Raw genomic sequence first — 14,368 nt, 5'->3', positions numbered from 1 at the left:
CTCCGTGGACATGCCGGCGGACGTGGTCGCTGACGGGTCCGGCGATGAGCCGGCGCTCGTCGAGGTGGGGCGCGCGGCGGGCGACGCCGTGGCTTCGAGCCGTGCGTCACCGGCTGCCGCGCCCTGCCCGCCGGACCCGTTCGTGGTCGCGGCCAGGCCGACGACGATCGCGACAATGGTGACGACGAGCGCGACGGCTCCGATCACCAGCGGAGCCCCGCGCCGGCGTCGGGCCCGTGACGTCGTCAGCGGCGCTGCGGCTGGTTCACGCGCCACGGCTTGGGTGATGGCCGCTGCGACCTGAGGGGCGGCTGGCTCGACCTGGGCAGTGGCCGATTCGCTCTGAGGGGTGGCCGTTGCGGCCTGGGCGGGGGCCGGCTCGACTTGGACAGCAGTAGTTTCACCCTGGGCGGTGGATGTTTCGCTCTGGGCGATACCTGGTTCGGCTCGGACGGTGAGCGCTTCGCTCCGGGTCGTGGTCGCTTCGGCCAGAGCTCCGGCCAAGTCGACCGGTGACCTGACGTCACCAGGGCCGGGACGTGCGTGCGGCCCGTCGTCGTCCGTCCCGGATACGGCCGGAACCGGAGCCGGGGTCACCGGCACCGGCACCGGCACAGGTGCCGCGGGAGACGGCTGGTCGGCGTCGGACGGCTGGTCGTCCGTGCCGGTGGCCGCGGTGTGGGCGCTCAGCACGTCGGCCACCGGCGGTGGCAGCCAGCCGGGGCCGGGGCGCAGAACGGTCGTTTCCTGATCCTGGCCGGTGAGCCGAGCCAGCATGTCCGTCAGGGCCGGCCGGGCGGCGGGGTCCTTCGCCAGGCAGACGGTGACGAGTTCGCGCAGGTCGCCGTCGAGGCCGTCGAGGGTCGGCTCAGCATGGACCAGTCGGTAGACCAGCGCCGGGGTGGGGCCGGTCCCGAACGGCTCCCTGCCGGTCGCGGCGAAGGCGATGAGCGCGCCGAGGGCGAACACGTCACACGGCGGGCCGATCTCACCGCCGGTGATCTGCTCGGGTGCCATGAAACCGGGGGAACCCAGCACGCCACCGGTCAGGGTGAGCCCGGTGGCGTCGGCCGCGCGGGAGATCCCGAAGTCGATGACCCGCGGGCCGTCGGTGGCCAGCAGCACGTTCGACGGTTTGAGGTCCCGGTGGACGAGCCCGGCCCGGTGCACGGCGGCGAGCGCCTCGGCGAGCCCGGCGGCGAGCGTGCGCACCGCCTCCTGGGGGAGCGGGCCCGTCCGGCGGATGGTCTCGGCGAGGGACAGCCCGGGCACGTAGGCGGTGGCGAGCCAGGGACGGTCGGCGGCCGGGTCGGCGTCGATGACCGCGGCCGTGTACGCGCCGCTGACGGCTCGAGCGGCCCGCACCTCGCGGCCGAACCTGTCCCGGAACTGCGGGTCGTCGGCGAGCTCGGGCCGGACGACCTTCACCGCCACGGCACGGCCGGCCGGTGAGCGACCCAGGTAGACGCGGCCCATCCCGCCGGCACCCAACCGCCCTACCAGCCTGTACGGGCCGACCTGGGTGGGATCGTCCGATCTCAGTGGCTGCATGGCTGGACCCCCACCCGGACCATGATCTGGCGGATTCTCACCGTGACCGGCGGTCCACGTCGTCCACTATAGGCAGTTGTCCACGGTTTCACGGTCGGACGGACGGGCGGGTGCCCGACAGCCGGAGTGGGTTCAGGCCGGGGTCGCCCGCGGGGCCCTAGGCGGGAGACCCCTAGGCGGGAGACCCCGAGGTGGGAGATATCCGGGAGACGTCCGGAGAGAGGCGTCCGGGGAGAGACGTCCGGAGAAAGGAAAAGGCCGGTGTCGTAGTATCCATACGGATAGGCCACGCTGTGTGGTGGCGCGTATGTAATGGTGCCGCGTATTGCCGCCGCCGGCAGGGCGGGCCTGTCCGGGCCGGTTGTCTGAACGTTGTCGAACGAGGCGGTGTCCATGACGGGTTCGCCGTCGCCGGCCGGGCCGCGCGTTCCCGACGGTCGGCTGGCCGGGAGCGTCGGGGCGCCGGGCAACACGCTGTCCGGGTACGTCGGCGGGAACCGGTCGTGGGCCCGGGATGCCGGGGAGGCGGGTTCCCGTTAGTCCGCCGTCGCTTCGACAGCGGTTGACGTGCCTGTTCAGCTTCCCGCGGTGTCGGCGGTCTTCGTCAACCGGAACGCGGACAGGGCGGCGTTCCACGACCTGCTCGACCGCCCCACCGACATTGCCTGTCCGCGGGTGGTGGTCGTGACGGGGATGCCGGGGGTCGGCAAGTCCGCCGCGGCGGCCCGCTGGGCGCACGAGGTCCGGCCCCGCTTCGGCGACGGCCAGCTCTACGTCGACGTGGAGCGCCTGGCCTGCCGTGGCGCTGCCGCGGTCAGTGACGTCCTGCGCGGGTTCGTCGAGGCGCTGGGCGCGCACGGCGGCCGCATCCCGGCCGACCTGGCGGGTCTGACAGCCGCCTACCGGCAGCGCACCGCCGGTCTGCGGCTGCTGGTCGTGGTCGACGGCGTCGAGTTCCCGTCGCAGGTGACCCCGCTGCTGCCGGCCTCGGAGGACAGCCTGGTCGTGGTGACGAGCCATCATCGGCTCACCGCGCTGCTCGCCGACGGCGCCGATCTGCTGACGCTGCGTCCGCTCGCCCCGGCGGACGGCGTTGAGCTGATCTCCAGGATGGTGGGGCCGGCGCGGCTGTCCCGGGAGCCCGAGGCCGCCGCGGAGATGGTGCGCCTGTGCGGCGGGCTGCCGATCGCGCTGCGTGTCGTCGGTGCCCAGCTCAAGGCCGGCCCGCACCTGGCCATGGCGGACGTGGCGGCCCGGCTCCGGGACGAACGCGGCCGGCTGGACCGGCTGTCCCTGGAAGGTGATCCGGTGATCGAAGCCGCGTTGGAAGTCGCCTACGCCGCTCTCCCGGCCGACGCCCGCGCCCTGTACAGGGTGCTCGGCCTGCATCCGGGACGTGAGTTCGGCGGGCCCGTGGCCGTGGCCGCGACGGGCCTGCCCCCCGATGTCGTCGAGGACGCGCTGGCGGTTCTGCTCTCGGCGAACCTGGTCGAAGCGGTGGGCGACGGCCGGTATCGAATTCACGAACTGGTCCGGATCCACGCCTTCCGATGCGCCGAGAGCGAGCAGTCGCCACAGTGGCGTGACGATGTCGCCCGTCGCGTCGTCGACGCGTACCTGCGCGGCGCGGCCGTCGCCGACCGGGTGGCGATGGGTTCCCGGATGCGGCTGTCCGAGCAGGCCGGGTGGGCCGAACGGCTGCTGGGTGCGACCCGGGCCGGCCGTACCGATCAGGGCGGTCGTACCGGCCGGAGCGGTCAGGGCGATCATGACGCCGGCCGGGGGGACGACGACGTGCCGTTGGCCGGTTCGGCCGTCGACCCGGCCCGGCTGTCCTCCCCGGGCGCCGCGCTCGACTGGCTGGAGTCGGAGCGGTCGAATCTCTTGGACGCGGTGCGCACGGCCTCGGCGCGCGGCTGGGACACGGCGGTCTGGGAGCTGTGCGAGGCGCTGTGGGTGCTGTACTACAACCGTAAGCACTACCCCGAGTGGCTGGAATCCCACGAGCTCGCCGTTGCCGCCGCGGCTCGTCTCGGCCATCAGGCGGCCGAGGCGAGGATGCGCAGCCAGCTGGGCCGGGCGCTGGTCGAGCTGGAGCGTTTCGCCGAGGCCGAGGCCCAGTTCGAGGAGGCCATCCGGCTCGCCCGTGTGGCGGTGAACCGCCGGGTGGAGGCGTCCGTGCTGGAGTTCGTCGGCCGGGCCCGCTTCGAGCAGGCGGACTACCCCGCGGCCATCGCCGCGTTCGAGCGTTCCCGGAGCATGAACGCGGACCTCGGCAACGCCCGGGGCGTCGCGTTGCAGACCCACCATCTCGGACGGGCGCTCGCCGGTTCCGGCCGGTCCGCCGAGGCGGCCGCGGTGCTGGCGGAGGCCCTGGCCGGCTTTGAGGCGTTACCGGACGAGCACAACCAGGCGCGGGTGCTCATCAGCCTCGGGGAGGTGCACTGCGACCTGGCCCGTTACGCCGACGCGGAGCGGGCGCTGGCCGCGGCGATCGACATCATGCGCCGCCGCGGCGTCCCGTTCCAGGTGGCATTGGCCTCGGAGGTGCTCGCCGACGTGGCCGCGGCGACCGGGGACCACCTCGCGGCCCGGCGCCACCGGGAGGAAGCGCTCACCGCGTACACCGACGCGGGCAGCCCCCGCGCCCACCGGCTACGCGAGGCACTACTGGCGGACACCAATCCGGCGACGTGACACGCGTGGACCCGCCCGGTGCGTCCAACATGGCACACGCCGACGCCGCTCCTTTCTCCGCCCCTCCGCGCACTCCGCCCCTCCGTCCCTCGTCCCGAACCGCCCCCCGCCCGATCCCTTGTGATCAAATACTGTCGAATCATGAGAACGAGGGGATATGTGGTCGCTGTGGCAGCCACTTTCGTACTCGTTCTTGTGATCCAGTTCTTGTGATCCGACATGGGCGTGGCTGCCCGGCCGGGGGGTTGTGGCCGCGGGGTGGTGCGCTGGCCGCGGCTTACTCCCCGGTGCCTGTTCTGGACGCATGAACGATCATGCTTCGCGTCCCGGTCTGGACGTGTAGGCCGGTGGCGGGTAACGCCGGCCGGCGGCCCTCGACGAACCATCCGTAGATCGCGGAGGCGAGCAGGGCCGGGTCGTCGGTCGGCGTCGGCGCCCGTGCGGGTGCCCACGCCGTCGATGTCGGCGCCGATGTCGGCACCGATGGCGGTATGGGCGTGCTGGTGGGTGCGGTTTGCGTCGTGGTCATGGCGGCTTGCTGTGTTGACTGTATGACGTATGCCTGCATCCAGGCCCTGAGCGTCGTGCCGTCCCGGAGGCGGACGAGGCAGTACGGAGGGTCCGAGACGTCGGCGGCGAGCCGGCAGCCCGGGTAGTCGGCGAGGGTGTCGGCCAGCCACTCCTCGGCGGGATAGTCGATGCCGGGCACGCGCCGCACCATGACGTCGGCGCTCTCCAGCAGCCGTATGTCGGTTTCGGCGATGTCGACGACCAGGTGCGGGTCGGTCATGCGTGGGCGCCCACCGGTCAGGAGGTGGCCGTCCGTGCGCCCGTCCGCGACCGCGGGCAGTCGCCGGATTGTGATCGTCGCCGTCGCCGTCGCCGTCGCCGTCGCCGTCGCCGTCGCCGTCGCCGTCGCCGTTGTTCCCTGGTCCGAATCCTGGCCGGCCTTTGCCGTCCGGTTCGCCCCGGCATCCTGGTCCATCCCCGCCTCCGTGCTCGTCCCCACGTCCGCATCCCGGTCGAGGCCTGTCCCCGCGGCGGCCCTCATGCCGGTGCCGAGGCCGGTGTCCGCATCGGTGCCGCTGCCGGTGCCATCATCGGTGCCGGTGCCGGTGCCGGTGCCGGTGCCGGCGGCGATGATGGCTGTTTCGGCGAGCAGAGCGGTCGGGTGCCGCCATTCGTGTTCGGGCGTCGGCACGCGCGCCGGGGCCCGGGCCGGGCTCGGTGGGCCGGCGGGCGGTGGCAGGCCCATCAGCCGGTACATCAGGTCGGCCAGCACCCGCAGGGACTCCCCGGGCCGGGCGAACGTGGCCGCCGCGAGATCCGCGTACCGGCCCGGTCGGTGTGTCGCGACGGCCCGGTCCACCTGCGCGCGCAGCCCCGCCGTGGCCGTCAGCCGGGGCGCGGTGCGCAGCAGGGCGGCGGTGGAGCCGTCCGGGTCGACTTCGGCGGGGTCGCCCGCCGCGAGGAGAACCGGCCGGTCCAGCGCCGCCGCGTACACGGTGACGGATCCGTGGTCGCCGATCACCGCGTCCGCGGCGACCAGGGCGGCGCGCCACCCCTCCCGGGCGGGTATGAGCAGCAGGCCGGCCCGGCGGGCCTCGTCCAGCCAGGCCCGGAGCTGCCATGGGCCGTGCCCGTGCCAGACGTTGGGATGCACGACCGCCGCGACCCGGTACTCGTCCACCGGTAACTCGGCGAGCAGGCGGGCCGGCAGGTGCGGCCAGCGGCCCAGCAGCGACCCGGGGCCCCAGGTCGAGGTGAGTGTCACCAGTGTGTGAGCGGGGCTGACTCCCAGCGCCCCGCGGTACTCCCGGCGGAAACGCAGGCTCGCGCGCAGGCGGTCGTAACAGGGATCACCGGCCACCACCGCGACGGGCACGGCCTGCGGGCAGTCGCGGCGCAGCCGGGCGCGTTGCTCCTCGTGCGAGAGCACGATCGCGGACGGGACGACCTTCCCGTCGCGTAACAGTTGTTCCCGGGCCAGCCCGAACACCGGTTTCCGGTTTCCGGTTTCCGGTTTCCGGTTTCCGGTTTCCGGTTTCCGGTTTCCGGTTTCCGGTTTCCGGTTTCCGGTTTCCGGTTTCCGGTTTCCGGTTTCCGGTTTCCGGTTTCCGGTTTCCGGTTTCCGGTTTCCGGTTTCCGGTTTCCGGTTTCAAATATTTATTATATCCGGCGCCGTGGGGCATGACAATCAACGGAGCCGACAGTTTGTGCAGGTCGCCGCCGTGACTTGCCGCGAGGGCCAGGTCGAAACGGGTCGCCACCGCCTGCTCCCACGGTACTGTCCGCGCGCCGATACCGGCCAGCAGGTCGACGACGCCATCGTTGAAGGGTGAGGTGCCGGTCGTCGTGAACACCACCTGGACCCTGGTGTCGGCCGTGAGCGCGGGAAGGACGTCGAGCAGGCGGTTCGTCGAGGTGACGGTGTGGGCCACCACGAGCACCGTGCGGGACGCCGTGACCGTCGACCACGAAGCTGCCTCGGGCCCGATCGGTACCCGCAGCCATGGTCGGTCGATCGCCACCACCCCCCGAGTCCACGACCTCCGCCACGCTACCCACCGGCAGCGCCCGCCGCGGCCCGACCGTCCACCTCGCTGACCGTCCACCTCGCTGACCGTCCACCTCGCCGACGGGATCCTCGTCGGCAGGGCCGGCCCTCCTCGGCAGACGGTCTCGCCGCTGTCGCTGTCGCCGTCGCGGGGCCGGACCGGGTGCGGGCCCGGCGGATTCCGGGGCAGAGGACTGAAGGAGCTGGTGGGCTGGACGATGCGGTGAGTGACTGGGCGCGACCGGCCTGGTCGGGCTGATTTTCTACCTTGTCGGTCGATATTGACGGGTGATCTGTGGGCGGGTAGCTTCTGGCACCGGACGTCGGTGTCGGGCTCCGTTTCACCGGCCGGTAGCCACGTCCGCGGTCGGGCGCTCCAGAGATGAGCCTGGCGCGACAGAGCGGTCGTGTGGGCGCGTGCGTGGTCGTAGGAGGAAACCAGCGTGCAGCGGTCGCATGGCCATGCCTGCGCTGTTTCGCCGTGCTGTGTCGCCCCGGCGACGTTCTCGCGTCGGCATATCGATCTACAGCGGGTGACGAGCTGTCTGTGTCCGTAGCCGCCAGCGTCTGAGCTGATACCGGCTCCGCTCGCCGTCAGCCGTGAGTGGATCTGTCTGGCGTTTCCATGGCATCGCCGTGTCACCGGTCGTGGCTCACGGTGCGTCCTCATCGCCATGTTTCGGCTCGTCTTTCTGCCTGTGGTGGTCCTGACGCCACACCATGCGGGTCGGCATTACGTGTCCATCGCATAACGCGTTGTTCTTTTCATTGCCTGTTCTGTGCTTTTGTCACGGTCCGTCCGGGATTTCAGGTGCGCGGGTATACGGCCCCGCCGGCTGCTTCCCTCGGCTGCCTCGCAGGAAAGGACTGTTGTGAACAGATCAGCCCGGTCCGGGCCCGCTCCTCGGTGGGCGGTGGCTGTTGCCGCGCTCGCCGCGGCCGCGACGCTGGTGAGCGCCTGTGGCTCCGATGACGACGAGCCCACCAGCGGTGCGCGTGCCGGCACACCCCGCCCGGGGGGCACGCTGACCTTTGCGGTGGGCTCGGACGCGGGATGTGTGGACCCGCAGCAGGTGGGCAGCAACGACACGATCTACTCGCTGCGGCAGATCGTCGACTCGTTGACCGACCAGAACCCCCGGACGGGCTAGATCGTGCCGTGGCTGGCGGAGCGCTGGGAGATCAGCCCGGACGCGAGGACGTTCACCTTCCACCTGCGGCCCGGTGCGACGTTCAGCGACGGGACGCCGGTGAACGCGCGGTCGGTCAAGGACAACTTCGACGCGATACCGAAGCTGGGCGCGCTGGCTGTCCTGGGGACGGGCTACCTCAGCGGTTACGAGGGCACCACGGTGGTCGACGACCTCACCGCCGCGGTCGCGTTCAGGCAGCCGAACGCCCAGTTCCTGCAGGCCACGTCGACGTTCTCGCTGGGGCTGGTGTCGGGGGCGAGCATCGCCAGAACCCCGCAGCAGCGGTGCGGTGAGGGTGTGACCGGGTCGGGCCCGTTCGTGCTGTCGAAGTACGCGCCGGCCCAGTCGATCACGCTGGCGAAGCGCACCGGCTACAACTGGGGCTCGTCCCTGTGGACGAAGAAGGGCGAGGCGTACCTGGACACGCTCGCGTTCAAGGTGGTCCCGGAGGCGGGCGTGCGCAGCGCCAGCCTGACCTCCGGACAGGTCGACGCGATCGGCAGCGTGGGCCGCGCCGACGAGGCTGCGCTCAAGGGCGGCGGGGCCAGCCTGCAGGCACGGGCCAACCCGGGGGTGGTGTTCAACCTGAGCCTGAACAACTCCCGGCCGATCCTGCAGGACCAGAAGGTGCGGCAGGCCATCCTGTTCGCCATCGACCGCAAGCAGGTCGCCGACACGGTGTTCCCGACCGGCACCCACCCGGCGACGAGCATCCTGGCGCACACGGCCCCCGGCTACCAGGATCTCGGCTCGGACCTGGCCTTCGACGCCGCCCGGGCCAGGTCGCTGCTGGACGCGGCCGGCTGGGTGCCCGGCGCCGACGGGATCCGGCAGAAGGACGGCGTCCCGCTGCGCCTGGCGGTGAGCTGGTTCGCCAACGCGGCCACCAACAAGCCGACCCTGGAACTGGTCCAGCAGCAGCTGAAGACGGTCGGTGTCGATCTCGTGCTGAAGGAGCTACAGATCGCGCAGGCGGCCCAAATCCAGCGCTCGGGCGACTTCGACGTGCTGTGGGGCAACCTGACCCGCGCCGACCCCGACATCCTGCGCACCCTGTACTCCACGCAGCTGGCGAACGCGTACCGGCTGCCGCCGACCCAGCTCGACAGCGTCCTCACCGACCAGGCGGCCGAACCGGATCCGGTCAGGCGGCAGAACCTGGTGGCCCAGGCCCAGCAGCTGATCGTGCGGAACGCCTACGTCGTCCCGGTCGTGGAGCTGCAGACCGAGCTGGGTGTGTCGAAGAACGTCCACAACCTGGACTTCGAGGCGTCCAGCCGGATCCAGCTGCACGACACCTGGAAGAGCTGACACGGCACCAGCCGGCCCGCGGGGCCGGACGGCGCCTGAACGACCGGGACAGGCCAGGCGGGTGCCGCGCCCTCGTGCGAGAGAGTTGCGTGCGAGGGCCCGGACATGCGAGGGCCGGGAGGCATGAGGGCCGGGACGCCCGCGTCGGGCGGGAGGAGGACAGCGGATGCGACGTTACGTGATCCGGCGTCTCGCGCAGGCGGCCGGCGTGCTGTGGGCGGCCTACACGCTGTCGTTCCTGGTGCTGGACTACCTGCCCGGCGACCCGGTCTCGGCGATGGCCGGCGCCGGGATGGACTCCTCGGCCATCGACCCGGCGCGGCTTGAGGAGCTGAAGGGGCAGTACGGGTTCGACAAGCCGGTGCTGGTGCAGTACGTCGACTACCTGGGCAGTGCGCTGCGCGGCGACTTCGGCGACTCGGTGTCCACCGGCCGGCCGGTGACCTCCGTGATCGCCGACGCGCTGCCGCAGACGCTGCAGCTCACCGGCGCGGCACTGCTGCTCGCGACGCTCCTCGGCGGCGGGCTGGCGCTGGTCGCGACCTACACCTCGCAGCGCTGGCTGCGCCAGGCCCTGCTGTCGCTGCCGTCGCTGGGGGTGTCGATACCGACGTTCTGGGTCGGCCTGATGATCGTCCAGCTGTTCTCCTTCCGGCTGCGGCTGTTCCCGGCCTTCGGCAACGACGGGCTGCGCGGCCTGGTCCTGCCGGCGGTCACCCTGGCGGTCCCCACCGGCGCGATGGTCGCGCAGGTGCTGGCCAAGAGCCTGCTCACCGCGCTGGACGAGCCGTACGTGCAGACGGCCCGGGCCAAGGGCGCCGGACGGGCCCGCGTCCATCTTGGCCATGCGCTGCGCAACGCGTCCCTGCCGGCGCTGACGGTCATCGGCCTGCTGGTCGGGCAGCTGATGGCCAACGCCGTCGTGATCGAGACGGTCTTCGCCCGCAACGGCCTCGGCCGGATCACCGCGGCCGCGGTCTCCGTGCAGGACCTCCCGGTCGTGCAGGGGGTCGTCGTCTTCGGCGCACTGGTCTTCGTGCTGGTCAACCTGGTCGTCGACCTGATCTACCCGTTGTTGGACCCACGGGTCGTGGTAGCCGCCACCGTGCGAAGGAGCCCCGCGTGAGCGTGCGAAGGAGCCCCTCGTGAGCCGGTCACTGGCCGCCGGGCCGGCCGTCCAGGCCGGGCCCGAGCCGCCGTCCGAGGCGATGTCGCCGGCGCCGGGCCCGCGGCTGGGCGTGGACGTGCGGCGGCTGTCGCGGTTCTTCCTGCGCCGTCCCGGGCTGGTGCTGTCACTGATCGTGGTGACGCTGGTGGTGCTGGCCGCGTTCTGGCCGACGCTGTTCACCGGGCGTGACCCGCTGCTGGGGGTGCCGGCCGACAACTTCCAGCCGCCCGGCGCCCGCCACTGGTTCGGCACCGACGAACTGGGCCGCGACACCTACTCCCGGGTCGTGCACGGGGCGGCGCTGTCCCTGAAGGCGACGCTGGTCGCGGTCGCGGTCGCGTTCGTCGTCGGTGGGGCCCTCGGGCTGGTCGCCGGATTCGCCGGCCGCTGGGTCGAGGACGTGCTGATGCGCTTCGTCGATGTGCTGCTGTCCATCCCGGCCCTGTTCCTGTCGCTGGCGCTGGTGACCGCGCTGGGGTACGGCACGGTGAAGGTCGCCGTCGCGGTGGGGATCGCCAGCGTGGCCAGTTTCGCCCGGGTCATGCGCGCCGAGGTGCTCAGGGTGCGCCAGGCCGTCTTCGTCGAGGCCGCGCGCTCGTCGGGGACGCGCTGGTACGGCGTGCTCGGACGGCACGTGCTGCCCAACGCGATGGGGCCGGTCGTCGTGCTGGCAACGCTCGACTTCGGGACCGCGGTGCTGGCGGTGTCCTCGCTGAGCTTCCTCGGCTACGGCGCCGCGCCGCCCGCGCCGGAGTGGGGCACGCTCGTCTCCGACGGCCGTAACTATCTGGCCAACGCGTGGTGGCTCTCGACGCTGCCCGGCCTGACCGTGGCGGCGACGGTACTGGCGACCAACCGCATCGCCCGGGCACTGGACGGAGAATGGGCCACCCAACGATGACCGATCACGGCACCGACAGCCAGGACCGCCCCGGCAGCCGCGACGGTGCCTCCCCTGACGGCGCCTCCACCGCCGGCGCCGACAGCATCCCCACCGATGGTCACGACGGCGATCACGACGGCGATCACGCGGGCGCGGGCCTGCTCGCGATCCGCGGGCTGTCCGTGTCGTACCGCACCCGGACCGGGCCGCTGCCCGCCGTCCAAGGTGTCGACCTCGACGTCGAGCCGGGTGAGATCGTCGCGCTGGTCGGCGAGTCCGGCTCGGGCAAGAGCACGCTGGCGCACGCGATCGTCGGGCTGCTGCCGGCCGGGGGACACATCGACGCCGGCAGTGTCCGGTTCGGTGGCCGTGACCTCGCCACCCTGTCGGAGCGGGAGCTGCGTGCCATCCGCGGGGCCCGGATCGGGCTCGTCCCGCAGGACCCCACCGTCTCCCTCAACCCGGTGAAACGGATCGGCGTCCAGGTGGCCGAGGTGCTGCGCATCCACCGGCTGGCCACCCGCCGCTCGGCTCCGCTGGAGGCGGTCGCGCTGCTGGAGCGGGCCGGCCTCGCCGAACCGGAGATCCGTGCCCGGCAGTATCCGCACGAGCTGTCCGGCGGCATGCGGCAGCGGGCGCTGATCGCCATCGCGATCGCGGCGCAGCCCAAGATGATCATTGCTGACGAGCCGACCAGCGCCCTGGACGTCACCGTGCAGCGACTGATCCTCGACCACATCCAGCACCTGGCCGACGAGCTCGGCACCGCCGTCCTGCTCGTCACCCACGACCTCGGTGTCGCCGCGGACCGCGCGCGACGCATCGCGGTGATGTCGCAGGGCCGGATCGTGGAGAGCGGGCCCACGGCCCAGATTCTCGACAGCCCCCGCGACCCCTACACCCAGCGGCTGCTGCGCAGCGCCCCGAGCCTCGCCCTCATCCGCGCCATACCCCCCGCGCGCACCGCACCTCCCGCGCGCACCGCACCTCCCGCGCGCACCGCACCCCCCGCGCATGCCGTGCCGCGGGCCCGGACGTCACCTTCGGCAGCCGCTGAGCCCTCGGGGGCCGCCGAACGGCCACTCGTCGTGGTCGACAACCTGGTCAAGGAGTTCCCGCTGCCCCGTACGGCCGGCGGCTCCGCCCGGACGCTACGCGCTGTCAGTGACGTCAGCTTCACCGTCAACCGCGGCGAGACGCTGGCCCTGGTCGGTGAGTCGGGTTCGGGCAAGTCCACCACCGCCCGCCTCGTCCTGCGCCTGGTGGATCCGACCGCCGGCCGGATCGTGCTGGACGGTGACGACGTCACGGCCGCCAGGGGGGCGCGGCTGCGGCGGCTGCGCCGGCAGGCCCAGATCATCTACCAGAACCCCTACGCGTCCCTCGACCCGCGGTTCTCGATCAAAGAGGTGATCACTGAACCGTTGCGCGCGTTCGGGGTCGGTGACCGGGCCTCCCGCACCGCCCGGGCCCGGGACCTGCTCGACCGGGTCGCGCTGCCGGCCTCGGTCCTCGAACGCAGGCCCGCCGAGCTCTCCGGTGGGCAGCGGCAGCGGGTCGCGATCGCCCGCGCGCTGGCGCTGGCACCCCAGCTCGTCGTCTGCGACGAGCCCGTCTCCGCGCTGGACGCGTCCGTGCAGGCGCAGGTCCTCGAGCTGCTCGCCGAACTGCAGGCCGACACCGGCGTGGCCTACCTGTTCATCTCGCACGACCTGGCCGTCGTGCGGCAGATCGCCCACCGGGTGGCGGTGATGCGGGCCGGGCAGATCGTGGAGACCGGCCCGACGGACGACCTGTTCACCAGCCCCCGGCACGACTACACCCGCGCGCTGCTGGAGGCGATCCCCAGATGGTCGCAACAGCGTCAGGCCGCTTCGCCCGGTGATGGGAAGCCGACCGGCATCGGTGGTCGCCACACGTGACGGACAACGCCGGGATGGACAACGCCGGGATGGACAACGCCGGGATGGACAACGCCGGGATGGACAACGCCGGGATGGACAACGGCGCGAGGACGCCTACGTCGAATGGCTCACCGGGTTCGACGCACTGCCTTGCCGGGCGTGCCTTGTTGGGCGTGCCTTGTCGGGCGAGGAGGTGATGGAGAGGACCGTCGGTGAAGAAGCCGTCCGGGCGCGGCTGTGCACATGATTTATGCTTGAATTATGAGCTTCAGGCGGATCACTATCAGTGTCCCGGAGGAGATCGCGGCGAAGGCGCAGCGGGCCGCTGACGCCGGCCAGGCGGAGTCGGTGTCGGCCTACTTCGCCGGTCTCGCCGCCGCCGAGCCGGACTGGGCGCAGGCCCAGCAGATCCTGGACCAGATGATCGAAGAGGCCGGCGGGCTGGACGATGCCGCACGTGCCTGGGCGCGATCGGTGCTGGCGGCCGACGATGTTCTCGAAGCCGGTGATGACGCCGGAGACACCCAGGTGGCCGGGGCCGCGTGAGAACGACTGTCCTTGACACGGGCGCGCTCATCGCGCTGGAACATCGTGACGGCCGGATGCTCGCGCTGGCCGCGGACCTGGTCGGCGCGAGGGTGGCCGCGCATATGCCGGCGGGAGTCCTCGCTCAGGCCTGGCGGGGATCACCGCGTCAACACGCCGTCATGAAACTGGTGCGAACGGGCGCGGTGCGGGTCGAGTCCCTGTCGGAGGAGATCGCTGCCCGGATCGGGCTGCTGCTGGCGGCATCGGGGGCGAGCGATGTCGTCGATGCCCATGTCGTGTTGCTGGCACGGAAGCTTCGGGCCACGGTCGTCACTTCTGATCCGCATGATCTGCGCAAGCTGGATCCCGCGCTCGGCCTTGTCGTGCTCTGACGGCCGATCTCGGACGGTCGATCTCGATCTGGCCCGAGCCTGACATCGCTCTCCTGAAGGAAATTGATCGGAATCGAATGATCAAACAATGCCAGGTGCATCGATGGGAAACAGGCGTTGCCGGTGGCTCACGGTGGTACCTTCGAGAAAGGTCATGAGTGTCGGCGGCGGGCTGTGGCCTCGC

General features: G+C 71.9%; 9 protein-coding genes and 1 pseudogene. 8 read left to right on the top strand and 2 right to left on the bottom strand.

Features of this window, described 5'->3' with window-relative positions; translation table 11 throughout:
- Positions 1–1,551, bottom strand: a 1,551-nt coding sequence (locus tag NBX02_RS21335; protein WP_250292757.1) for a serine/threonine-protein kinase, incomplete at its 3' end; no start/stop codon positions are given.
- Positions 1,552–2,118: 567 nt separating this feature from the next.
- Here NBX02_RS21335 and NBX02_RS21330 point away from each other — a divergent pair.
- Positions 2,119–4,248, top strand: a complete 2,130-nt coding sequence (locus tag NBX02_RS21330) for a tetratricopeptide repeat protein (RefSeq protein ID WP_250292754.1) — start codon at positions 2,119–2,121, stop codon at positions 4,246–4,248.
- Between the two features lie 277 nt (positions 4,249–4,525).
- On the opposite strand, the gene NBX02_RS21325 is transcribed toward NBX02_RS21330, so the two are convergent.
- Entirely contained in the window at positions 4,526–6,247 is a 1,722-nt protein-coding gene (locus NBX02_RS21325) for a hypothetical protein (RefSeq protein WP_250292751.1), read from the bottom strand.
- Between the two features lie 1,001 nt (positions 6,248–7,248).
- Between NBX02_RS21325 and NBX02_RS23445 the strand changes: the two genes are divergently transcribed.
- From NBX02_RS23445 to NBX02_RS21290, 7 genes and pseudogenes are all read left to right on the top strand, one after another.
- The gene (locus NBX02_RS23445) at positions 7,249–7,362 is read left to right on the top strand and encodes a putative leader peptide (RefSeq protein WP_445548567.1); all 114 of its coding nucleotides are present in this window, start codon (positions 7,249–7,251) and stop codon (positions 7,360–7,362) included.
- Positions 7,363–7,677: 315 nt separating this feature from the next.
- Positions 7,678–9,309: pseudogene (locus NBX02_RS21315) on the top strand (ABC transporter substrate-binding protein).
- Positions 9,310–9,475: 166 nt separating this feature from the next.
- Positions 9,476–10,435: an ABC transporter permease gene (locus NBX02_RS21310; protein WP_250285654.1), complete on the top strand. Its 960-nt coding sequence runs from the start codon at positions 9,476–9,478 to the stop codon at positions 10,433–10,435.
- Positions 10,436–10,454: 19 nt separating this feature from the next.
- The gene (locus NBX02_RS21305) at positions 10,455–11,378 is read left to right on the top strand and encodes an ABC transporter permease (protein WP_250292740.1); all 924 of its coding nucleotides are present in this window, start codon (positions 10,455–10,457) and stop codon (positions 11,376–11,378) included.
- Positions 11,375–13,282, top strand: coding sequence for an ABC transporter ATP-binding protein (locus NBX02_RS21300; protein ID WP_250292737.1), 1,908 nt, complete (start codon positions 11,375–11,377; stop codon positions 13,280–13,282). The genes NBX02_RS21305 and NBX02_RS21300 overlap by 4 nt, the downstream gene beginning before the upstream one ends.
- 243 nt (positions 13,283–13,525) lie before the next feature.
- The gene (locus NBX02_RS21295) at positions 13,526–13,810 is read left to right on the top strand and encodes a hypothetical protein (RefSeq protein WP_250286015.1); all 285 of its coding nucleotides are present in this window, start codon (positions 13,526–13,528) and stop codon (positions 13,808–13,810) included.
- The gene (locus tag NBX02_RS21290) at positions 13,807–14,184 is read left to right on the top strand and encodes a PIN domain-containing protein (protein ID WP_250292732.1); all 378 of its coding nucleotides are present in this window, start codon (positions 13,807–13,809) and stop codon (positions 14,182–14,184) included. Before NBX02_RS21295 ends, NBX02_RS21290 begins: the two co-directional genes overlap by 4 nt.
- Positions 14,185–14,368 lie beyond the last annotated feature (184 nt).

Origin of the sequence: Protofrankia sp. CiP1_Cm_nod1 (genome assembly GCF_920888515.1) — a bacterium.
Lineage (GTDB): Bacteria > Actinomycetota > Actinomycetes > Frankiales > Frankiaceae > Protofrankia.
This window is presented reverse-complemented; position numbering and strand designations above follow the sequence as displayed.